The 20,737-nt window shown below is 67.1% G+C and carries 21 protein-coding genes and 1 other RNA gene; 12 read left to right on the top strand and 10 right to left on the bottom strand.

What is annotated here, in order from left to right; genetic code table 11:
- Window positions 1–17: 17 nt before the first annotated feature.
- The 9 genes from rnpA (at window position 18) to OSH07_RS02025 (ending at window position 10,118) form a co-directional block, all read left to right on the top strand.
- Window positions 18–461, top strand: coding sequence for a ribonuclease P protein component (rnpA, locus tag OSH07_RS02065; RefSeq protein ID WP_266336935.1), 444 nt, complete (start codon window positions 18–20; stop codon window positions 459–461).
- Window positions 451–2,283, top strand: a complete 1,833-nt coding sequence (yidC, locus tag OSH07_RS02060) for a membrane protein insertase YidC (RefSeq protein WP_266336934.1) — start codon at window positions 451–453, stop codon at window positions 2,281–2,283. The genes rnpA and yidC overlap by 11 nt, the downstream gene beginning before the upstream one ends.
- A complete protein-coding gene (gene yihA, locus OSH07_RS02055; protein ID WP_266336933.1) occupies window positions 2,283–2,924 on the top strand; it encodes a ribosome biogenesis GTP-binding protein YihA/YsxC in 642 nt (213 codons plus the stop codon). The genes yidC and yihA overlap by 1 nt, the downstream gene beginning before the upstream one ends.
- 91 nt (window positions 2,925–3,015) lie before the next feature.
- Window positions 3,016–3,918 (top strand): acetylglutamate kinase, encoded by a 903-nt coding sequence (gene argB, locus OSH07_RS02050; protein ID WP_266336932.1) that lies wholly within the window; start codon window positions 3,016–3,018, stop codon window positions 3,916–3,918.
- Between the two features lie 22 nt (window positions 3,919–3,940).
- Entirely contained in the window at window positions 3,941–4,642 is a 702-nt protein-coding gene (locus OSH07_RS02045; protein ID WP_266336931.1) for a pyrimidine 5'-nucleotidase, read from the top strand.
- Window positions 4,643–5,090: 448 nt separating this feature from the next.
- Window positions 5,091–7,190, top strand: a complete 2,100-nt coding sequence (locus OSH07_RS02040; RefSeq protein WP_266336930.1) for a TonB-dependent receptor domain-containing protein — start codon at window positions 5,091–5,093, stop codon at window positions 7,188–7,190.
- 247 nt (window positions 7,191–7,437) lie between these two features.
- Window positions 7,438–8,289, top strand: a complete 852-nt coding sequence (gene dapD, locus OSH07_RS02035; protein ID WP_266336929.1) for a 2,3,4,5-tetrahydropyridine-2,6-dicarboxylate N-succinyltransferase — start codon at window positions 7,438–7,440, stop codon at window positions 8,287–8,289.
- Between the two features lie 76 nt (window positions 8,290–8,365).
- Window positions 8,366–9,520: a succinyl-diaminopimelate desuccinylase gene (dapE, locus tag OSH07_RS02030; protein WP_266336928.1), complete on the top strand. Its 1,155-nt coding sequence runs from the start codon at window positions 8,366–8,368 to the stop codon at window positions 9,518–9,520.
- A gap of 13 nt (window positions 9,521–9,533) precedes the next feature.
- Window positions 9,534–10,118: a hypothetical protein gene (locus OSH07_RS02025; RefSeq protein ID WP_266336927.1), complete on the top strand. Its 585-nt coding sequence runs from the start codon at window positions 9,534–9,536 to the stop codon at window positions 10,116–10,118.
- Here OSH07_RS02025 and truA read toward each other — a convergent pair.
- From truA to def, 3 genes are read right to left on the bottom strand one after another with little or no spacing between them, the layout of a single operon-like run.
- Window positions 10,071–10,856: a tRNA pseudouridine(38-40) synthase TruA gene (gene truA / locus OSH07_RS02020; RefSeq protein WP_266336926.1), complete on the bottom strand. Its 786-nt coding sequence runs from the start codon at window positions 10,854–10,856 to the stop codon at window positions 10,071–10,073. The genes OSH07_RS02025 and truA overlap by 48 nt on opposite strands.
- Before the next feature lie 7 nt (window positions 10,857–10,863).
- Window positions 10,864–11,796 (bottom strand): methionyl-tRNA formyltransferase, encoded by a 933-nt coding sequence (fmt, locus tag OSH07_RS02015; protein WP_266336925.1) that lies wholly within the window; start codon window positions 11,794–11,796, stop codon window positions 10,864–10,866.
- 7 nt (window positions 11,797–11,803) lie between these two features.
- Window positions 11,804–12,358, bottom strand: a complete 555-nt coding sequence (def, locus tag OSH07_RS02010; protein WP_266336924.1) for a peptide deformylase — start codon at window positions 12,356–12,358, stop codon at window positions 11,804–11,806.
- 140 nt (window positions 12,359–12,498) lie between these two features.
- Here def and OSH07_RS02005 point away from each other — a divergent pair, with 140 nt between their 5' ends.
- Together OSH07_RS02005 and OSH07_RS02000 are read left to right on the top strand one after the other, a co-directional pair.
- A complete protein-coding gene (locus tag OSH07_RS02005) occupies window positions 12,499–13,671 on the top strand; it encodes a DNA recombination protein RmuC (RefSeq protein WP_338149862.1) in 1,173 nt (390 codons plus the stop codon).
- Between the two features lie 3 nt (window positions 13,672–13,674).
- Window positions 13,675–14,085, top strand: a complete 411-nt coding sequence (locus tag OSH07_RS02000; RefSeq protein WP_266336923.1) for a hypothetical protein — start codon at window positions 13,675–13,677, stop codon at window positions 14,083–14,085.
- Here the strand turns inward: OSH07_RS02000 and OSH07_RS01995 are convergent.
- The 5 genes from OSH07_RS01995 to ffs all read right to left on the bottom strand — a co-directional run bounded on the left by OSH07_RS01995 (window position 14,063) and on the right by ffs (window position 17,884).
- Window positions 14,063–14,677 (bottom strand): DUF924 family protein, encoded by a 615-nt coding sequence (locus tag OSH07_RS01995; protein ID WP_266336922.1) that lies wholly within the window; start codon window positions 14,675–14,677, stop codon window positions 14,063–14,065. The genes OSH07_RS02000 and OSH07_RS01995 overlap by 23 nt on opposite strands.
- A gap of 130 nt (window positions 14,678–14,807) precedes the next feature.
- Window positions 14,808–15,413 (bottom strand): recombination mediator RecR, encoded by a 606-nt coding sequence (gene recR / locus OSH07_RS01990; protein WP_266336921.1) that lies wholly within the window; start codon window positions 15,411–15,413, stop codon window positions 14,808–14,810.
- Window positions 15,414–15,472: 59 nt separating this feature from the next.
- Entirely contained in the window at window positions 15,473–15,796 is a 324-nt protein-coding gene (locus OSH07_RS01985) for a YbaB/EbfC family nucleoid-associated protein (protein ID WP_266336920.1), read from the bottom strand.
- A gap of 39 nt (window positions 15,797–15,835) precedes the next feature.
- Window positions 15,836–17,665, bottom strand: coding sequence for a DNA polymerase III subunit gamma/tau (locus tag OSH07_RS01980; protein ID WP_266336919.1), 1,830 nt, complete (start codon window positions 17,663–17,665; stop codon window positions 15,836–15,838).
- Window positions 17,666–17,793: 128 nt separating this feature from the next.
- An RNA gene (gene ffs, locus OSH07_RS01975) (signal recognition particle sRNA small type) lies at window positions 17,794–17,884 on the bottom strand.
- Window positions 17,885–18,033: 149 nt separating this feature from the next.
- Between ffs and nudC the strand changes: the two genes are divergently transcribed.
- Window positions 18,034–18,999, top strand: a complete 966-nt coding sequence (gene nudC, locus OSH07_RS01970) for an NAD(+) diphosphatase (RefSeq protein ID WP_266336918.1) — start codon at window positions 18,034–18,036, stop codon at window positions 18,997–18,999.
- A gap of 87 nt (window positions 19,000–19,086) precedes the next feature.
- Here the strand turns inward: nudC and OSH07_RS01965 are convergent, their stop codons facing one another.
- Both OSH07_RS01965 and OSH07_RS01960 read right to left on the bottom strand, forming a co-directional pair.
- Entirely contained in the window at window positions 19,087–19,935 is an 849-nt protein-coding gene (locus OSH07_RS01965; RefSeq protein WP_266336917.1) for a prephenate dehydratase, read from the bottom strand.
- 32 nt (window positions 19,936–19,967) lie between these two features.
- Window positions 19,968–20,720, bottom strand: a complete 753-nt coding sequence (locus OSH07_RS01960) for a 3-deoxy-manno-octulosonate cytidylyltransferase (RefSeq protein ID WP_266336916.1) — start codon at window positions 20,718–20,720, stop codon at window positions 19,968–19,970.
- Window positions 20,721–20,737: the final 17 nt, after the last annotated feature.

Below are 20,737 nucleotides of genomic sequence, written 5' to 3'. Positions count from 1 at the left end.
GCCCGGAAAGGCCTCCCATGGATCACATGAAGACCATGGATCGTCTCAAGAAACGCGCCGAATTTCTTGCCGTCGCCGGTGGGCCCCGCGCCTCCCGGCGCGGTTTTGTTTTGCAGAAACGCAGCCCGCGCGCCGAGGAGGCCGATCGGCCGGCGCGCATCGGCTACACGGTCACGAAGAAGATGGGCAATTCGCCCGAGCGCAACCGGATCCGCCGGCGCCTGCGCGAGGCGATCCGCATCGCGGGCGGCGAACATGCCGCCGTCGGCACCGACTATGTCCTGGTCGGCCGCCGCGCCGCTCTGTCGCAGCCCTTCGAACTTCTCGTTGCCGACCTTATCTCCGGCTTCGACGCGCTGCAGCGCCCGACGCCGGCTTCGCGCCCGAAAGCGCGCGGCAAGGAAACGGCCCGGCAGCCGGGCCAAGCGACTCACCCGAAAGACGTGAACGATGACCGATAACCGCAATCTGATCCTAGCCGTCGTCCTGTCGGTGGCGGTCGTCTTCGGATGGCAGTATTTCGTCGCGGGCCCGAAGGTCGACCAGGCGCGCCAGCACGCCGCCCAGACCAGCACGGCCACGCAGACCACGGGCGCCGCGACGTCGACCGCGGCCGGCACGGAAGGCGCGGCGACAACGACCGGCGCCGCCCCCACCACGGCGGCACAACCTGCGGTCATGACCCGCGACCAGGCGCTCGCCGCCAACCCGCGCGTGCCGATCAACACCGCCTCGGTGACCGGCTCGATCAACCTGAAGGGCGCCCGCTTCGACGACCTGCATCTCGACGGCTTCCGCGAGACGGTCAATCCGAACAGCCCGACGATCGTTCTGCTGTCGCCCTCCGGCGCGCCGAACGGCTATTTTTCCGAATTCGGCTGGGTCGCACCCGCCGGCGTCGCCGCTCCCGGCCCGGACACGCTCTGGAAGGCCGAGCCCGACGCCAAGCTGACCGACACCACCCCCGTCGTGCTGACCTGGGACAATGGCGCCGGCCTGACCTTCAAGCGCACGATCTCGATCGACCCGCGCTTCATGTTCACCGTCAAGGACGAGGTGGCGAACGCCACCGGCGAGGCCGTCAGCCTGTCGCCCTATGGCCGCGTCGTGCGCCTCGGCGAACCGACGGTTGCCGGATACTACATCCTGCATGAAGGCCCGCTCGGCGTGCTCGGCGAAAAGGGCCTGCAGGAGATCACCTACAAGAACCTGCGCAAGGCCGGCTCCGAATCCTTCCAGAACATCGAGACCGGCTGGCTCGGCATCACCGACAAGTACTGGGCCGCCGCCGTCGTGCCGCGCGACACCAAGTCGTTCGACGCCTCGTTCAGCTTCGTCGACGGCCAGACGCCGCTCTACCAGACCGACTTCAAGAGCAAGGCCGTCACGGTCCCCGCCGGCGGCAGCGCCTCGGCCGAGGGCCTGCTGTTCGCCGGCGCCAAGCAGGTGTCGGTGATCCAGGACTACCAGAACAACCTCAAGATCGACCGCTTCGACCTGCTGATCGACTGGGGCATGTTCTATTTCTTCACCAAGCCGCTGTTCTTCCTGATGGACTATTTCTTCAGGCTGTTCGGCAATTTCGGCGTGGCGATCCTGCTCGTCACCGTCATCGTCAAGGCCGTGTTCTTCCCGCTCGCCAACAAGTCGTACAAGTCGATGAGCGCGATGAAGAAGGTGCAGCCGGAGATGCAGGCCATCCGCGAGCGCTTCGCCGACGACAAGGTGAAGCAGCAGCAGGAGCTGATGGCGCTCTACAAGAAGGAAAAGATCAATCCGCTCGCCGGCTGCTGGCCCGTGCTGATCCAGATCCCCGTCTTCTTCTCGCTCTACAAGGTGATCTTCGTCACCATCGAGATGCGGCACGCGCCGTTCTTCGGCTGGATCCAGGACCTGTCCGCGCCCGATCCGACGACGATCTTCAACCTGTTCGGCCTGATCCCCTGGACGCCGCCGCACATGCTGATGATCGGCATCTGGCCGCTGATCATGGGTCTCACCATGTGGGTGCAGATGCGCCTGAACCCGGCCCCGGCCGACCCGGCTCAGCAGGTGATCTTCAACTGGATGCCGGTGATCTTCACCTTCATGCTCGGCACGTTCCCGGCCGGCCTCGTGATCTACTGGGCCTGGAACAACACGCTGTCGATCGCCCAGCAGTGGGTAATCATGCGGCGCCAGGGCGTCGACGTGAACCTGCTCGGCAACATCATGGCCACCTTCAAGAAGAAGCCCAAGGACGGCGGCGACAAGACCTCCGTGCCAACCAAGGCCAAGAGCTGATGCCGGAAATCGACCCGGAAGAGATCGACCGCATCGAAAGCGGCCGCCTGTTCTTCGCCAAGGCGTGGGACTTCGTGATGAGCGTGCCCACGATCGGGCACCTGCCGCCGATCGACGTCGCCGAGATCGCCTTCGCAGGCCGCTCGAATGTCGGCAAGTCGTCGCTGATCAACGCGCTGACCAACCGCATCGGCCTGGCGCGCACGTCGAACACGCCGGGCCGCACGCAGGAGCTGAACTTCTTCACCTCCGGCAGCGGCCTGTCGATCGTCGACATGCCGGGCTATGGCTATGCCGAGGCGCCGAAGAAGCTCGTCGACGCCTGGAACCGGATGATCCGCGACTATCTGCGCGGCCGCGTCAGCCTGCGCCGCGTCTACGTGCTGATCGATTCGCGCCACGGCATCAAGGCGAACGACAAGCTGACGCTCGATCTCCTGGACGAGACGGCGGTCTCCTACCAGATCGTCCTCACCAAGGTGGACAAGCTGAAGACCGGCGAACTCGCCAAGGTCAAGGCGGCGACTGAGTCGGCGATCGCCCGACGTCCGGCCGCTTATCCGACCGTCATCGCCACCTCATCCGAGACCGGCGAGGGCATGGACCTGCTGCGCGCCGAGATCGCCCAGCTGGCGAGCTGACGAAAGCGGGGCGGCGGACGCGTCACCGTCATTGTTCCGCCATCTCAAAATCGCTATAGAGCGCTGCCTTTAGCGGAGCGGAGATTTGAGGATGGATATGCGGGTAGAGGACAGCACGGATCCGGTGCTGACCGCGCGACTGATCGCCACTGCGCTGCCCTACATGCTGCGCTATGACGAGAAGACGGTGGTGGTCAAGTTCGGCGGCAATGCCATGGGCTCGGAAGAGCTCGGCAAGGCCTTCGCCGAGGACATCACGCTCCTGAAGCTCGCGGGCATCAATCCCGTCGTCGTCCATGGCGGCGGCCCCCAGATCAACGCCATGCTGAACCGCCTCGGCATCAAGTCCGAATGGGCGGCCGGCATGCGCATCACCGACAAGCCGACCGTCGAGGTCGTCGAGATGGTCCTCGCCGGCTCGATCAACAAGGAGATCGTGCAGACGATCACCGAGGCGGGCGGCCGCGCCATCGGCCTGACCGGCAAGGACGGCAACATGGTCACGGTCAAGCGCCTGACGCGCAAGGTCGTCGACCCCGACTCCAACATCGAGAAGGTCGTCGACCTCGGCTTCGTCGGCGAGCCGACCCGCGTCCGCACCGAGGTGCTGGAAGTGCTGGCGAAGTCGGAAATCATCCCGGTCCTGGCACCCGTCTGCGCGGGCGAGGACGGCGAGACCTACAACGTCAACGCCGACACCTTCGCCGGCGCCATCGCCGGCGCGCTCGGCGCCAGCCGCCTGCTGTTCCTGACCGACGTCCCCGGCGTTCTCGACCGCAACAAGCAGCTGATCAAGGAACTCACGGTCGCCGAGGCGCGCGCCATGATCGCCGACGGCACGATCTCGGGCGGCATGATCCCCAAGGTCGAGACGTGCATCGAGGCTCTCGACCGCGGCGTCGAGGGCGTCGTCATCCTCGACGGCAAGACGCCGCACGCCGTCCTGCTCGAGCTCTTCACCGAGCGCGGCGCCGGCACGCTGATCAAGCGCTGAGCCGGAAATGAGCGGAAGCCCAATGTCGGCGGATCCGGCGCTCGCCCGGTTCGCCGACATCCGCGCCTGGGTGTTCGACCTCGACGACACGCTCTATTCGAGCCACACCGGCCTGTTCCGGCAGGTCGGCGACCGCATCCAGCTCTATCTGCAGCAGTTCCTGTCGATCACGCCCGAAGAGGCGGTCGAGGTCCGGCGCGACTATTACCGTCGCCACGGCACCACGCTGCGCGGGCTGATCGTCGAGCACGGCATAGCGCCCGACGCCTTTCTCGACTTCGTGCACGACATCGACCATTCGCCGCTCGACCCGGATCCGGAACTCGTCGCCGCAATCGAGCGGCTGCCCGGCCGACGCTTCATCCTGACCAACGGCTCGCTCAGCCATGCGGAGCGGATCCTGGCGCGGATCGGTTTCGACAAGCCGTTCGACGACATCTTCGACATCATCCGGGCCGACTTCCTTCCGAAGCCGAATCCGGACACCTATGCCCGCTTCCTCGGCCAGAACGGCATCGACCCCGCCACGGCGGTGATGTTCGAGGACCTGCCGCGCAATCTCGAAGTGCCGAAGTCCCTCGGCATGGCGACCGTCCTCGTCGTGCCGCGCGGCACCAGCGACGTGCCGCTGGAGGCGTGGGAGACCAGCGCCAACGCGGCGCATATCGATCATCTGACCGATGATCTCGGCGCGTTCCTCGCCCGACTCGGGCCGCTCGGCTAGCGCCTCGGCCGCAGCATGAGCGTGGCAGGAAAGTCACGCCGCCCCGCTTTCACCGCATTTCGCCCGGCCGCGCCGCCAGCGCCGGCCGGCCTCTTCCTGGCATCGCCGCGCAACTCGCCCGCATGGCGATCCCGCGCGCATCATGGCGAACGCTGCGTCAGCTCCAAGCCCGTCCCGACGTCAACCTTCCTCCAAACTAGACTAAGAACATCTCTAATATTCGATTCTATATTTGAACGATAATAGATCATAATTTTGCCATTTCGTTGACACCGCGCAAATCGAGGCACTAAGCAAGCCCCGACCTGCCAGCAGCCAGCGATTGCAAGACAACAAGCCAGCGACTGGTCTCCCCAATTTATCGCAGGAGGCTCTATTGCACCCTCACGCCGTGAGTGTGGCGCACTTGTTGTTGTCCACGACGATCCTTGCAACATCTTTGACAATCTTGACGACGACTGCGCACGCCCAGAGCGCCGCGGTGACGTCGCCGGCCGCTACAAGCGAAGAAGAAGCCGAGGCCAGGAAGAAGGCCGACGCGCAGAAGGTCACCGTTCTCGAGCCGATCACCGTCACCGCCGGCTCGGTGATGGACGCGCCCTACATGACGCCCGGTGGCGTCAGCGTCGTCGACGGCAATGTCGTGCAGGAGAAGTTCGGCGGCGACGCCAACGCCATCATCCGCTCGATCCCCGGCACCTTCACCCGCATCACCTCCAGCCAGCCGGGCGTCGCCGTCAACATCCGCGGCTTCGAGTCGGACGGCCGCGTCAAGACGATGATCGACGGGGTGCCACAGACGTTCCGCAACACCAACGGCCACGCCTCGACCGGCGGCGAACTGCTCTACATGGACACGATCCTGCTGGCGGGCATCGGCGTCGAGCGCGGCGCGGTCAACGGCGCCAACGGCATGGGGGCGCTGGCGGGCGCGGTCAATTTCCGCACCATCGACTTCGAGGACGTCGTCCTCGACGGCCAGAATGTCGGCGTGATGACCCGGCTCAAGACCGGCAGCAACGGCTTCGGCTTCTCCAGCATGATCGCCGGCGGCGCCAAGGCCTCGCTGCCGCAGTTCGGCACGGCCAGCATCATGGGCGCGCTCAGCTACAGCGAGCACGAGAACTACCGGCGCGGCGACAACGGCATCATGAACACGCCCGACGCCAGCAACTCGCCGACTTCGGGCCTGGTCAAGCTGCACTACGAGCCGAATGGCGAGCACGACCTGAAGCTGGGCGGCCGCTGGTACGACAACGCCTTCATCGTCTCGGGCTATGACTGGGGCGTCAAGAACGCCACCTACACGGCGAACTACCACTACGACCCGGACAATCCCTGGATCGACCTCAAGCTCAACGCCTTCTACAACAAGACCGACATGTCCTACGATCCGACGGTCGGCGGCTCCTATCGCTACCGCGAGACCGAGGCGGTCGGGCTCGGCTTCGACATCGCCAACACCAGCCGCTTCAACCTAACCGACACGATCGGCGTCAGCTGGAACTACGGCGCCGCCTATACGTCGGACGACTACACGGTGAACCAGTACCGCGGCGCCAACCCGCCCGGAAAGATGGAGAAGGCGCGCGCCTTCACCGATATCGGTTTGAACTGGGGCATGTTCGACCTGAACGGCGGCCTCAACTACGACTACTGGACGCTGTCCGGCCACCAGAGCCCGTGCACGGCCGGCGTCGGCTTCTGCCCGGATACCGGCGGCGACGTCGACGTCTCGCGCGACGGCAACTCGCTCAACCCGAAGATCACGCTGTCGGCCAAGCCGCTCGACTGGCTGCAGCCCTATGTCACCTATGCCCACACCTATCGCCCGCCATCGGCGCGCGAGGCGCTCTGGGCCCTGGTGCCGATCGGCGCCGGCATCGGCGGCGGCCAGTATTCGAACTTCTACCTGGAGCCCGAAACCAGCAAGGGCTGGGAGTTCGGCGCCAACGTGCTGAAGAACGACCTGCTCTTGGCCAACGACGCGCTGCGCCTCAAGGTCAATTATTTCGACATGGCGATCGACAACTACATCGTCAACGACCTGCTGACCCTGCCGGGCGACCCCTACCAGCGGGCGATCTGGGTCAACGTGCCGGGCACGACCCATTCGCGCGGCGTCGAGATCGAGGGCGGCTACGATGCCGGCTTCGCCTATGTGAACCTCGGCATGACCTTCTCGGACATGAACCAGCCCGTGGGCTGGGGCGCCGGCATCGGCAATGGCGACTCGACCTTCCTGCCGGAAGACTATTCAACGGTCGATATCGGCATCCGCCTGTTCGACAAGGCGCTGACCATCGGCGGCAAGATGAACCATGTCGGCGGCAGCCGCTATGCCACGGGTCTCGGCGCAACGGCCGAGAAGGAGGCCTACACGCTCTACGACCTCTACGCCTCCTACAAGGCGAACGAGCATGCAACCGCCTTCGTCAATGTCGAGAACCTGACCGACGTCGCCTATAGCCCGGCCGTGTCGGGCGACTCGACCGTGCAGAGCGGCCGCGGGCGCACCATCGTCGGCGGCGTCACGCTGCAGTTCTGACAATCCGTCCCCGCCGGCCGCCCCTGCCGGCGGGGACGTCTCTCCCCCACCTCCCCGCTCCCACCCCGCCCCGGAATGGCCGACTGGCCATCGGGGCGGGCAGACGCCGGCAAACCGAACGCACGAGCGGCGCAAAACCGCCCTCTCCGCGCCTTGCGCGTTGACTTCCCCCGATTGGCCGATATCGTCCCGGCCGAACCTATCCGGCGGCCTCCGCGCCGGGGGATGTCCGCTCCAAGGAAAAAAGATGACCACGCACGACCTCGCCGCCCTGAAGTCCACCGTCGAAGCCGCTTTCGAGGATCGCGCGAATATCGGCCCCGCCACCCAGGGCGCCGTCCGCTCGACCGTCGAGACCACGCTTGGCCTGCTCGACCGCGGCGAGGCGCGCGTCGCCGAGAAGATCGACGGCGACTGGGTCGTCAATGACTGGCTGAAGAAGGCCGTCCTTCTCTCCTTCCGCCTGAACGACATGGGCCCGATTCCGGGCGCGCCGAACGGCTCGACCTGGTGGGACAAGGTGCCGACCAAGTTCGAGGGCTGGGGCGCCGACGAATTCACCAAGGCCGGCTTCCGCGCCGTGCCGGGCGCGGTCGTGCGCCGCTCCGCCTTCATCGCGCCGAGCGTCGTGCTGATGCCGTCCTTCGTCAATCTCGGCGCCTATGTCGACAGTGGCACCATGGTCGACACCTGGGCAACCGTCGGCTCCTGCGCCCAGATCGGCAAGAACGTCCATCTTTCCGGCGGCGTCGGCATCGGCGGCGTGCTGGAGCCGCTGCAGGCGAGCCCGACCATCATCGAGGACAATTGCTTCATCGGCGCGCGCTCCGAGGTGGTCGAGGGCGTCATCGTCGGCGAGGGCTCGGTGATCTCGATGGGCGTGTTCATCAGCGCCTCGACCAAGATCGTCGACCGCGAGACGGGCGAGATCCATATCGGCCGCGTGCCGCCCTATTCCGTCGTCGTCTCCGGCTCGCTGCCCGGCAAGAACCTGCCGAACGGCCAGCCCGGCCCGTCGCTCTATTGCGCCGTGATCGTCAAGAAGGTCGACGCCAAGACCCGCTCGAAGACCAGCGTCAACGAGCTGCTTCGCGATTAAGACCCGGCCGGCTCGCGTCTTCGTCTCGCGAGCCGGCATTTCCTATATTCGAACTGCTCGGGCAGGACCCAACGCCATGGCCAGCGATCCCATTCGCATCCTGCAAGACCTGATCCGCTGCCCGTCGGTGACGCCGGCCGAAGGCGGGGCGCTCGCCTATCTCGAAAGCGTCCTGACCGAGGCGGGTTTCACCGTCGATCGGCCGGTGTTCACCGAAGCCGGCACGCCGGACGTCGAAAACCTGTTCGCCACCATCGGCAGCGGCGCGCCGCATTTCGTCTTTGCCGGCCACACCGACGTCGTGCCGCCGGGCGACGAGGCGCACTGGCAGCACGGGCCCTTCTCCGGCGAGATCGCCGACGGCATGCTCTACGGCCGCGGCGCCGTCGACATGAAGGGCGGCATCGCCGCCTTCGCTTCCGCCGCGCTCGACTTCCTGTCGGAAGGCGGGCTGAAGCAGGGCACGATCTCGCTGCTGATCACCGGCGACGAGGAAGGTCCGTCGGTCAACGGCACGGTCAAGCTGCTCGACTGGGCGGCGAAGAAGGGACACCGGTTCGACGCCGCGATCGTCGGCGAGCCGACCAACCCGCAGGCGCTCGGCGACGCGATCAAGGTCGGCCGGCGCGGCAGCCTTTCCGGCACGATCATCGTCCAGGGCCGGCAGGGCCACGTCGCCTATCCGCATCTGGCGGTAAACCCGATCCCGCAGCTGACGACGCTGATCCGCCGGCTGACCGCCGAGGCGCTCGATGCCGGCAGCGAGCGCTTCGATGCCTCCAACCTGGAATTCGTCGGCCTCAGCGTCGACAACAAGGCCTGGAACGTCATCCCCGCCGAGGCCAAGGCGCGCTTCAACATCCGCTTCAACGACCAATGGACGCGCGACACGCTGGAAGCCTGGCTGATAAGCCGGCTGGAGGAGGCGGCGCGCGGCGCCATCGAATTCGAGCTCGACCTCGAGCCGGGCGGCAGCGAGTCCTTCCTGACCCACTCGGAGACGCTGATCGGCACGCTGTCGGACGCGGTCGAACGGTCGACCGGTCGTCGCCCCGAACTCTCGACCAGCGGCGGCACCTCGGATGCCCGTTTCATCAAGGACTATTGCCCGGTGGTCGAGTTCGGCCTCGTCGGGCAGACGATGCATCAGGTCGACGAGCGTGTCGCCGTCGAAGATCTCGTCACGCTCACCGCCATCTATCGCTGCTTCCTCGACCGGTATTTTGCGTGACGGCAGAGGCGCGATGATCTCCCCCTCGTCATCCAGCGCGCTGACCGGCGCGTTCGAGCTGTTTCTCGGGCGGCGCGAGGGATTGCAGCGCTTCGATTTCAGCGTCGAGGGCTTCTGGCGCTCTTTCGGCGCCATCTTCTTCATGCTGCCCTTCTTCGCGATCAGCGTCGCCGTCGAGCACCGGCTGCGGCCGGAGGACGTCACCGTCGCCGGCCCGACCGACGCGATGTTCATCGTGTCGCGCGGGCTCGACCTGATCCTCGACTGGACGGCGATGCCGGTCCTGCTGGCGATTTTCGCGAGAAGGCTCGGCATCGCGCGCAGCTATGCGTCCTATATCGTCGTGCGCAACTGGGCGTCGGTAATCATGGCGGCGCCGCAGGCGGGCGTGGCGCTGCTGGCCGGGCTTGGCCTGATACCGATTGAGTTCGCGGCCGTGGTGTCGCTCGCCATCGTCGGCGTCATGCTGCGCTACCACTACCAGATCGTCGGCGCGACGCTCGGCAAGTCAGTCGGCTTCCGGGTTGGGCTAGTCGCCGCCGACCTCGCCCTAAGCCTCGTCCTCAGCGGGGTCTTCACCCAGCTGTTCGGCGCCTGAGCCGTAGTCGACCTGCACGAGATAGAGCCCGCCGGGCGGCGCCACCGGGCCGCAGGCCTTGCGGTCGCACGCTTCCAGCACCTCGCCGACGCGGGCGACGGGCCACTTGCCCTCGCCCACCTTCTTCAGGGTGCCGACCATCGACCGCACCTGGTTGTGCAGGAAGGAGCGCGCGGAGACCCCGAACAGGACATGGTCGCCCTCGCGGGTGATCTCCAGCCGGTCGAGCGTCTTCATCGGGCTCTTCGCCTGGCAATCGGCCGAGCGGAAGGTGGTGAAATCATGCCAGCCGAGCAGCAGGTTCGCCGCCTGCTGCATCGCGTCGATATCGAGGCGCTTGCGCACGTCCCAGACGCGGTTGATCTCGAGCGCGGCGGGGGCGCGACGATCGAGCACGCGATAGATGTAGTGCCGCTTGACCGCCGAACGGCGCGCGTCGAATTCGTCCGGCACCGGCTCGGCCTCGATCACGGCGATCGGCTCGGGCCGCAGCTGGGCGTTCATGGCGTCGCGAATGCGCAGCCCGGTCCAGTGCCCGGTCAGGTCGAAATGCACCACCTGGCCCGTCGCATGAACGCCGGCATCGGTGCGGCCGGCGCCGCGCGTCGGTACCGCCTCGCCGGAAAAGCGCAGGATCGCCTCCTCCAGCGCCTGCTGAACGGAAGGCGCATTCGCCTGTCGCTGCCAGCCGGCATAGGGCACGCCGTCATATTCGACGAGAAGCTTGTAGCGAGGCATCGACCGGCTAGCCGAGGACGGCGCCCGGCGCGATCGCCGCGCCGCGCAGGAACTCGACGGCGCCGAGCGGCTTGCCGCCGGCGCGCTGCACCTCGACGAGGCGCACCGCGCCGTCGCCGCAGGCGATCACCAGTTGGTCGTTCAGCACGGTGCCCGGCGCACCGGAACCGGCCGCCAGCGTCGAGCGCAGCACCTTCACCCGCTCGACCTTGTCGCCGAACGTCATCTCGCACCAGGAGCCTGGAAAGGGCGACAGGCCGCGAATGTGGTTGTGCACCTCGGCGGCCGGCTTCGACCAGTCGATCCGCGCCTCGGCCTTGTCGATCTTGGCGGCGTAGGTGACTCCCTCTTCCGCCTGCGGCACGGCATCGAGGCCGCCACGCGAGGCGGCGGCGAGCGCCCGCACCATCAGATCGGCGCCGAGCCGCGCCAGCTTGTCGTGCAGGTCGCCGGTGGTGATGTCAGGCGCGATGGCCAGCTTCTCGGCCATGGCGACCGGGCCGGTATCGAGGCCGGCCTCCATGCGCATGACCATCACGCCCGTCTCGGCATCGCCGGCCATGATGGCGCGATGGATCGGCGCGGCGCCGCGCCAGCGCGGCAGCAGCGAGGCATGCAGGTTGAGGCAGCCCTCGCGCGGCGCGTCGAGGATCGCCTGCGGCAGGATCAGCCCATAGGCGACGACGACGGCGACGTCGGCATCGAGCGACGCGAAGGCCTCCTGCTCGTCGGCACCCTTCAGCGATTTCGGCGTGAAGACGGGAATGCCAAAGCGCTCGGCCGTCTCGTGCACGGGCGACTTGCGCTCGGCCATGCCGCGGCCGGCCGGACGCGGCGGCTGCGAATAGACGGCGACGACCTCGTGCCCCTGACCGATGATCTCGACAAGCGTGGGCACCGAGAATTCGGGCGTGCCCATGAAGACGACGCGGAGGCTCATCTCGGCCTCACATCTCGTCGGGGGTGTGCGACTTGAATTCCGGCCGGACGCCGGACTTGGCGGCCTTGACGAACTTCTTGATGACCATGTCGCGCTTCAGCCGCGACAGGTAGTCGATGAACAGCTTGCCATCGAGATGGTCGATCTCGTGCTGGACGCAGGTCGCGAGGATGTCGTCGGCCTCGATTTCCTGCAGCTTGCCGTCGCGATCGAGATAGCGGATGCGCACGGAGGCGGGGCGCTCGACCTCGGCATAGTAATCCGGGATCGACAGGCAGCCTTCCTCATACACCGAGCGCTCGTCCGACGAGGTCAGGATCTCGGGATTGATCAGGAACAGCGGCGCGGGCTTGCTGCCCTCCTCGCGGCCCGAGACGTCGATGGTGACGACGCGGCGCGGCACGCCGACCTGGATGGCGGCAAGGCCGATGCCCGGCGCCTCGTACATCGTCTCCAGCATGTCGTCCATGAAGCGCAGCAGTTCGTCGTCGATGCGCTCGACCGGCTCGCTGACGAGCCTCAGCTTCGCGTCCGGCAGGGTGATGATGTCGAGAAGAGCCATGAAAACCTCGGTTTGAGCCGTTTCAGATAAGAGATGCGGCCGGGTCGGTCAACGAGGAATGATGGGCGGGACCTCAGGCCGCGCCGCTCATGTTCTTGTTTTGATCTCGTCTATCGGCCCGAATCTGCTATGAAGGTGGGATGCAGGACACCCTCTTTCTCCTCGGCGACCGGCCGATCACCGTCGCCATGCTGGTGCTGGCCGCCGTCCTCCTCGGCGTCGTGCTGCTTTTCGTCGTGCTGGTCGTGGTCTGGCGAGGCATGCGCCGCCGGGATCTGGCCGAGGCCGACCAGGCGATACTCGGCGGCGAATTCGAGCGCCGGATCGCCGATCTGGTGCGCATCCAGAGCGAGATGACCGGCCGGATGCAGGCGATGGCCGAAGTCTTCGGCTCGCGGCAGTCCGAATTGCTGCAGGGGCTTTCCAGCCGCATGGACGGGCTCGGCCACCGGATCGGCCAGACCATGGTCGAATCGACCCGCCACACGCACGAGAACCTCACCCGGCTGAACGAACGCCTCGCCGTCATCGACACGGCGCAGCGCAACCTGACCGAGCTTTCCAGCCAGGTGGTCGGACTGCAGCACATCCTCGCCAACAAGCAGACGCGCGGCGCGTTCGGCCAGGCGCGGATGGAGGCGATCGTCCAGGACGGCCTGCCCCTCGGCGGCTACCAGTTCCAGGCGACACTCTCCAACGGCAACCGGCCGGATTGCGTCATCGCCTTTCCGAACGGTGCCGCCAGCCTGGTCGTCGACGCCAAGTTTCCGCTCGAGGCCTGGAACGCGATCCGCGCCGCCGAAGGACCGGACATGGCGCGCGCCGCCGAGACGCAGTTCCGCCGCGACGTCACCAAGCATCTGAAGGACATCGCCGAGCGCTATTTGATCCCCGGCGAGACGCAGGACACGGCCTTCATGTTCGTGCCGTCGGAATCGATCTTCGCCGACATCCACGAGCGCTTCGAGGATCTGGTCCAGGCGGCGCACCGGCTGCGGATCGTCATCGTCTCGCCCTCGCTCCTGATGCTGTCGATCCAGGTGATCCAGTCCGTGCTGAAGGACGCCGGCATGCGCGAGCAGGCGCATCTGATCCAGGGCGAGGTAATGAAGTTGATGGAGGATCTCGGCCGGGTGGACGAGCGCGTCCGCAAGCTGAAGACGCATTTCGACCAGGCGTCGAAAGACATCGACGACATCCTGATCTCGACCCGCAAGCTGACCGCCCGCGGCGCCAAGATCGAGGCGCTGGAGTTCGGCGACGAAGGCTCGCCGGCCTATGACCGCCAGCCGGATCTCCTGGCCGGGGAGTAGCCCATGGGCGCGATCCGGGCCGGAGCGATCTACTTCCTGATCGTCTTCGCGATCGGCTTCGTGCTCGGCTCGGCGCGGGTGCTGCTGCTCGAGCCCCGGATCGGCGCCCTGGCGGCAGTGGCGATAGAGCTTCCGTTGATGCTCGCCGCAGCCTGGATCGTCTGCGGCGGCATCCTGCGCCGCTCGCAGGTTCGCGCGCGGCGCGGCGCCGACCTCGGCATGGGAGCCGTCGCCCTGCTGTTGCTGCTGGCCGCCGAGTTCGCGCTAGGCCACTTCGGCTTCGGCCGTGATATGACCGCTCTATTCGCGGCTTATGGGAGGTCGCCCGGCCTGCTCGGCCTCGCAGGCCAGATCGGCTTTGCCGCGATCCCGGCCGTCCGATGCCGATGGCTCAGTAGCCGCGGCCATCCTTGAGAAACTCGATCTCTTCCGGCGTCGAGGCGCGGCCGAGATCGGCATTTCGATGCGGGAAGCGGCCGAAGCGCCGGATCAGGTCGCGGTGCTTCTCGGCATAGCCCACAAACGACTGATAATCTTCCTTGTCCGCCTCCGGCACTTCGGCCAGCAGCGCCTCGTAGAGGCTGACGGAGAGATCCTGGTCCGCCAGTTCCTCGCTGTGTTCGAACGGAAGATAAAGGAAGACACGCTCGATCGGCGCGAAGCGCTCGACGCCGCCGGCGATCAGCCGCCGCACCGCCGCGCGGGCGCGCGCGTCATAGGCAAAGGCGCGGCCGTCATCGCGGAACAGGTTGCGCGGAAACTGGTCAAGGAAGAGGACGAAGCCGATGCCGGCCGCCGGCGGCAGCGTCTCGAACGACCAGTCGGTATCGGCGACGGCGTCGAGGTGAGCGCCGAACCGAACGCGGCAGGCGTCGTCCGTCGCGTCGTGGCGCGAGAACCAGACCTTGACCCGCTCGGCCGGCACGTCGATGCCGGCAACCAGCTCCTCGAACCAGAAGCAATGCGCATCCAGGAGGATGGCAGGGTCGAGCGTATCAGTCGTCATGGTTCTTTTTCCCCGTATGTCGCAGGTCGGTAAGGCCCCTCCCTCTGCACGGCGCGGTGCAGACATCAGAGCCAAGCCGGCTCCGGCAGTCCCCTCTCCCGCTCGCGGGAGAGGATTGGTGAGGGTCTATTCAGAAAGGCGTGCGGGCGCGGATAGCTGCGGCGAGCGTGCCCTCGTCGAGATAGTCGAGCTCACCGCCGACCGGAACGCCATGCGCGAGGCGCGAGACGCGGACCGGCGTGCCGGTCAGACGGTCGGTGATGACATGCGCCGTGGTCTGGCCATCGACGGTCGCGTTGACGGCCAGGATCACCTCCGCCACCTCGCCGGTCGAACAGCGGCTCACCAATGATTCGATGTTCAAATCTTCCGGACCCACGCCGTCGAGTGGCGACAGCGTGCCGCCCAGCACGTGGTAGCGCGCCTTGATGGCACCGGCCCGTTCCAGCGCCCAGAGATCCGAGACGTCCTCGACGACGACGATCGTCTTCGTGTCGCGCGCCGGATCGCTGCAGATCGTGCAGGGATCGGAGGTGTCGATGTTGCCGCAGGTCGAGCAGGTCAGGATCCGCTCGGCCGCCACCGTCATGGCGCCGGCCAGCGGCACCAGCAGCTGGTCCTTCTTCTTGACCAGCGCCAGCGCCGCGCGGCGGGCCGAGCGCGGGCCCAGGCCGGGCAGCCGCGCGAGCAACTGGATCAGGCGTTCGATCTCGGGGCCGGCGGTGCTGCGCGACATTCTTATTCCAGGGCTGCGGCGGGTCGGAGCGGATGCCTCGGCACCCGCCCCTCAGAAGACTAGAACGGCAGCTTGAGGCCGGCCGGCAGACCGAGGCCGCCGGTCAGCGCTTCCATCTTCTCGGCCATGGTGCGCTCCGCCTTGGCGCGCGCATCGGCATGGGCCGCGGTGATCAGGTCCTCAAGGATTTCGACGTCTTCCGGCTTCAGCAGCGACGGATCGATCGAAAGCTTGCGCAGGTCGCCCTTGGCGGTCATCACAACCTTGACGAGGCCGGCGCCGGAAGAGCCTTCAACCTCGATATTGGCGACCTCGGCCTGCATGTCCTGCATCTTCGACTGCAGTTCCTTGGCCTTGCTCATCATGCCGAGAATGTCGCGCATGCGGGTTCTCCTGGTTCGATTGGAATTGATTGCGACGGATCAGTCGTCGTCGGGATCGGGCGCTTCGTCCGGATTGTCGACGGGAACGGCCGGCGACGGCAGGCCCTCGGGCTCCTCGGCGCCGCGGATCTGGATGTCGACGATCTTGGCGCCCGGGAAGCGGGAGAGCACCGCCGCGACCAGCGGATCGGCGGCGGCGTCCGAGCGCGCCTTGTCGCGGGCGAAGGCGCGCGCCTCAGCGATCGTCGGCTCGGTAGCGCCGCGCCCGAGTGCCACGACCCAGCGTTCGCCCGTCCAGTCGGAAAGCTTGCGGCCGAGATCCTGCGCGAGCGTGCGCGGCGCGTCCTCGGTCGGCTCGAACTCGAGCAGGCCGGGCTCGAACCGGATCGGCTTGACCTGCTGTTCGAGCGCGAGCTTCAGCGGGATGTCGCGCTTCAGACCGACATAGGCGACGAGGTCCTCGAAGCGCTGGAAGCGGATCGCCGGCTCGGCCTTGGCCTGGGGCACTCCAGCCGGCTGCGCCATCGACGCGGCGGCCGGCATGGCAGCCGTGTTGGTGATCGTGCGCATCTGGCCGATCGGCCCGCCATTCGAACCGCCCGAAGCCTGCGGCGCGGAAGCCGGCTGGTAGGAAACCTGCGGGGTCGCGCCGCCAGCCGAAGAAGCGGCGCCGAACTGGCCGCTCTTCAGCAGGCGCAGCGCCTCGTCCGGCGTCGGCAGGTCGGCGGTGTGGGCGATGCGGATCAGCACCATGTCGGCGGCGGCGAGCGGCCGGCTCGAGCTCGACACTTCCTCGATGCCTTTCAGCAGCATCTGCCAGGCGCGCGCCAGAACGCGGAGCGAAACGGTCCCGGCCAGCGCGCGGCCGCGCGTCCGCTCGTCCTGCGGCAGCGCGGCGTCCTCGCCCGAGTCCGGAACGACCTTGAAGCGGGTCACGGCATGGGTGAAGGCGGCGAGATCCTGCAGCACCACGGCCGGGTCGGCGCCGATGTCGTATTGCTCCTTGAGCAGCGCCAGCGCTTCCGCGATGCGGCCGCCCATCAGCGCCTCGAACAGGTCGATGACGCGGGCGCGGTCGGCGAGACCGAGCATGCCGCGCACGTCTTCTGCCGTGATGGCGCCGGCGCCATGCGCGATCGCCTGGTCGAGCAGCGAGAGCGAATCACGTGCCGATCCCTCGGCGGCGCGGGCGATCATCGCCAGCGCGTCGTCACCGATCTCGACATGTTCCTTGTCGGTGATCGAGCGCAGCAGGCCGATCAGCCGGTCCGATTCGATCCGGCGGAGGTCGAAGCGCTGGCAGCGCGACAGCACGGTGACGGGAACCTTGCGGATCTCGGTCGTCGCGAAGATGAACTTCACATGCTCGGGCGGCTCCTCGAGCGTCTTCAGCAGGCCGTTGAAGGCCGCGCCGGAGAGCATGTGCACTTCGTCGAGGATGTAGACCTTGTAGCGCGCCGAGACCGGCTTGTAGCGCACGGCCTCGATGATCTCACGGATGTTGTCGATGCCGTTGTTGGAGGCGGCGTCCATCTCGAGCACGTCGACATGGCGGCCTTCCATGATCTCGGCGCAATGGACGCCGAGCTCCGGCATGTCGATGGTCGGACGGTCGACCTTGCCGGGAACGGAATAGTTCAGGCCACGGGCGAGGATGCGAGCCGTCGTCGTCTTGCCGACACCGCGAACGCCGGTAAGCATGTAGGCCTGCGCGATGCGGCCGGTCTCGAAGGCATTCTTGAGGGTGCGGACCATCGGCTCCTGGCCGACGAGGTCGTCGAAGCTACGAGGCCGGTATTTGCGCGCAAGGACGCGGTAGGCGCCGGTCGCGCCATCCTTCGGGGTGCTGGAAAGATCGCCGCCGTCCATGCGTCGCCGTTGCCGTCCCTGCTTCCGGGTCCAATCCGCGCCACCCTCGCGGGCAAGCCTCTTCGACCTTAGCACACCCTTGAGGGCGCGCCGTCATCGAGGCTGACGCGATGGCTGGGGAAAAGGTGGGAGGCTGGCACGCGACCCGTGCCGTGGCTCGTTGGGGCTGCTTCCTTCCGGACCTGACCCGGTTGGCGAGTGGCTCGTCCACCACCAACCTCCCGCGGAGACATATCGTCGTTCCCGATCGAAATGGCAAGCCCGAAGCGCAAGGAGGGGCTATCGCCGGCCGAAACCCTGTGGCGTAATCACCGGATTGTTTTCGAGTCGGCGCCCGCCGACCCGCTTTCCAGCACCACAGCAGCACCATGACCCGCAGTTTTTTTGATCGATTGCCGCCGGTCGAGCCGAGCACGACCGTCGGCTTTTCCGGCAATTCGCTCGACCGCCGCAGCGAGGCGCGCAACGAATCGACCTTCGCCGCAGCCCTCGCCGATCCCGGCGCACGGGTGTTCCTGCTGCGCGGCGACGAGGCGATGCTTCGCTCCGGCGGCGCCGCCGAAAGCCTGTTCACGCTGAAGGAAGCCAAGGCGCTCGGCGCCGCGATGGACGACGCCATCCTGCTCGGCTGGGACAATTCCGCGCCGCGCATCGCCGCCACCGTCGGCAGCGACACGTCGTTCGACGTCGACGCCTTCCACGCAGTGCCGCTGCGGACGCTCGCGATCAACGCCTATTCCGGCAGCGTCCTGTCCGACACGGTCGAGCCGGGAACGCTCGGCGCGCTGGCGCAGGCGCGCGCCCTGCTGCACTGGCACGCCGCCAACCGCTTCTGCGGCCGCTGCGGCACGCGATCAGCGATGGCGCAGGGTGGCTATCGCCGCGACTGTCCGAATTGCGGGCTGCAGAAGTTTCCGCGCACCGACCCGGTCGCGATCATGCTGGCGGTCGATGGCGACCGCTGCCTGATGGGGCGCCAGGCGCGCTTCGCGCCCGGCACCTATTCCTGCCTCGCCGGCTTCATCGAGCCGGGCGAGACGATCGAGGATGCGGTCCGCCGCGAGATCCAGGAAGAGGCCGGCATCCAGATCGGCCGCGTCGCCTATCACGCCAGCCAGCCCTGGCCGTTCCCGATGTCGCTGATGATCGGCTGCATCGCCGAGGCGACCTCGACCGAGATCGTCCCCGATACGGAAGAGCTGGAGGATTGCCGCTGGTTTTCGCGCGAGGAAACGCGCGCGATGCTCGACGGCGACCATCCGGACGGCCTCTCGACGCCGCCGCGCATGGCGATCGCCCACACGCTGATTCGCGCTTGGGTGGAGGCCGGCTGAAGCCGGCCCGGGCGCCCAAGGCCCCGACGCACCCCTCTCCCGCGCGGGAGAGGGTCAGGGTCTGCTAGACCACCACGCGAAAACTTCCTAGCTGGGCTCGACAATGTCGGCGCGGAACGGCGCCGCCGGATAGACGCCGAGAATGCGCAGCTCGGCCGAGAAGAACGCCAGTTCCTCCAGCGCATGGGCGAGGCCCGTATCCTCCGGATGGCCCTCGACGTCGACATAGAAGCGCGTCGCCGAGAAGCGGCCGTCGAGCTGGTAGCTTTCGAGCTTCGTCATATTGACGCCGTTGGTGGCGAAGCCGCCGAGCGCCTTGTAGAGGGCGGCCGGAATGTTGCGGACGCGGAAGACGAAGGTGGTGATGACAGGGCCGGCGCCATAGGCGGCGGGCTGCGGCTCGCGCGACAGGATGACGAAGCGGGTCGTGTTGTGGGCGGCGTCCTCGACATTCTCGGCCAGGATGTCGAGGCCGTAGATCTCGGCGGCGAAGCGCGGCGCGAGCGCGGCCCGCGTCAGATCGTCGGTTTCCGAAATCACGCGGGCGGCGCCGGCCGTGTCGCCGGCGACGATGGCGCGATAGCCGTGCTCGCGCAGGATGCGGCGGCACTGGCCGAGCGCATGCACATGGCTTTCCACCGTCTTGATCGTCTCCAGCGTGGCGCCCTTCAGCGCCATCAGCTGGAAGCGGATCGGCAGGAAGTATTCGCCGATGATGTGCAGGCCCGAATCCGGCAGCAGATGGTGGATGTCGGCGACGCGACCGGCGAGCGAGTTCTCGATCGGGATCATGGCGAGGTCGACATCGCCGCGCGTGATCGCCTGGAAGCAGTCCTCGAAGGTGGCGGCCGGCACGGCCTCGTAGTCGGGATAGACGTCGGCGCAGGCGATGTGCGAGTTGGCGCCAGGCTCGCCCTGGAACACGATCTTCTTCATGGGATTGGGACTTCTGTTCGAGAGTGCCGGTTCTAGGAGCCGTGCGGGACGGCCAGCAGGGCGCGCGCCCTTTCCAGATCGGCCGGAGTATCGACACCGAGCGGCACGGCGTCAACGAGAGCGACGTCGATGCGCATGCCGGCCTCGAGCGCCCGCAACTGCTCCAGCTTTTCGCGCTTTTCCAGCGTCGAAGGCGGCAGCGCGACATAGCGGTCGAGGGCGGCGCGGCGATAGGCGTAGAGCCCGATATGGTGCAGCAACGGCCCCGGGCCCCAGGGCGCGGTGGCGCGGGTAAAGTAGAGCGCCCGCAGGCGTTTCTCCGAGAGCGGCGACCCGACGATCTTCACGACGTTCTCGTTGGTGCGGTCCTCGTCGCGATCGATCACCGCGGCGATCGTAGCGATGTCGACGGCCGAATCAGCAAGCGGCGCGAAGCAGGCGGCGACCGAGGCCGGCTCGATCGTCGGCAGGTCGCCCTGCACGTTGACGATGACGTCGTAGCGCCGAGCCGGATCGAGGATCGCCACCGCCTCATGAATGCGCGCGGAACCGTTCTCGTGATCGGCACGGGTCATCACCGCCTCGCCGCCTGCGGCGCGCACGGCCTCGGCGATACCGGCGTCGTCGGTCGCGACCACCACCGGCCCGATCTTCGCCTCGCTGGCCCGGCGCCAGACATGGACGATCATCGGAACGCCGTGAATATCGGCCAAAGGCTTGCCCGGAAGCCGCGTCGCCGCCATGCGGGCGGGGATAAGCACCAGGGCCTCGGAGGCGGAAGACATCGGGGTTTTCCTCATAT

It is taken from the genome of Kaistia nematophila (genome assembly GCF_026343855.1).
In the GTDB taxonomy this organism is placed as follows: Bacteria; Pseudomonadota; Alphaproteobacteria; order Rhizobiales; family Kaistiaceae; genus Kaistia; species Kaistia nematophila.
Note: the sequence above shows the minus strand (reverse complement) of the source record. Positions and strands in the feature narration are given on the sequence as shown.

Coding starts and splice junctions, on each gene's coding strand:
- rnpA (WP_266336935.1), top strand. CDS start 18: ATGGATCACATGAAGACCATGGATCGTCTCAAGAAACGCGCCGAATTT.
- fmt (WP_266336925.1), bottom strand. CDS start 11,796: ATGAGCCTCCGCGTCGTCTTCATGGGCACGCCCGAATTCTCGGTGCCC.
- dapD (WP_266336929.1), top strand. CDS start 7,438: ATGACCACGCACGACCTCGCCGCCCTGAAGTCCACCGTCGAAGCCGCT.
- OSH07_RS01960 (WP_266336916.1), bottom strand. CDS start 20,720: ATGTCTTCCGCCTCCGAGGCCCTGGTGCTTATCCCCGCCCGCATGGCG.
- OSH07_RS02025 (WP_266336927.1), top strand. CDS start 9,534: ATGATCTCCCCCTCGTCATCCAGCGCGCTGACCGGCGCGTTCGAGCTG.
- dapE (WP_266336928.1), top strand. CDS start 8,366: ATGGCCAGCGATCCCATTCGCATCCTGCAAGACCTGATCCGCTGCCCG.
- OSH07_RS01995 (WP_266336922.1), bottom strand. CDS start 14,677: ATGACGACTGATACGCTCGACCCTGCCATCCTCCTGGATGCGCATTGC.
- yihA (WP_266336933.1), top strand. CDS start 2,283: ATGCCGGAAATCGACCCGGAAGAGATCGACCGCATCGAAAGCGGCCGC.
- def (WP_266336924.1), bottom strand. CDS start 12,358: ATGGCTCTTCTCGACATCATCACCCTGCCGGACGCGAAGCTGAGGCTC.
- argB (WP_266336932.1), top strand. CDS start 3,016: ATGGATATGCGGGTAGAGGACAGCACGGATCCGGTGCTGACCGCGCGA.
- OSH07_RS02045 (WP_266336931.1), top strand. CDS start 3,941: ATGTCGGCGGATCCGGCGCTCGCCCGGTTCGCCGACATCCGCGCCTGG.
- OSH07_RS01980 (WP_266336919.1), bottom strand. CDS start 17,665: ATGGACGGCGGCGATCTTTCCAGCACCCCGAAGGATGGCGCGACCGGC.
- nudC (WP_266336918.1), top strand. CDS start 18,034: ATGACCCGCAGTTTTTTTGATCGATTGCCGCCGGTCGAGCCGAGCACG.
- OSH07_RS02005 (WP_338149862.1), top strand. CDS start 12,499: ATGCAGGACACCCTCTTTCTCCTCGGCGACCGGCCGATCACCGTCGCC.
- OSH07_RS02000 (WP_266336923.1), top strand. CDS start 13,675: ATGGGCGCGATCCGGGCCGGAGCGATCTACTTCCTGATCGTCTTCGCG.
- recR (WP_266336921.1), bottom strand. CDS start 15,413: ATGTCGCGCAGCACCGCCGGCCCCGAGATCGAACGCCTGATCCAGTTG.
- OSH07_RS01985 (WP_266336920.1), bottom strand. CDS start 15,796: ATGCGCGACATTCTCGGCATGATGAGCAAGGCCAAGGAACTGCAGTCG.
- yidC (WP_266336934.1), top strand. CDS start 451: ATGACCGATAACCGCAATCTGATCCTAGCCGTCGTCCTGTCGGTGGCG.
- OSH07_RS01965 (WP_266336917.1), bottom strand. CDS start 19,935: ATGAAGAAGATCGTGTTCCAGGGCGAGCCTGGCGCCAACTCGCACATC.
- truA (WP_266336926.1), bottom strand. CDS start 10,856: ATGCCTCGCTACAAGCTTCTCGTCGAATATGACGGCGTGCCCTATGCC.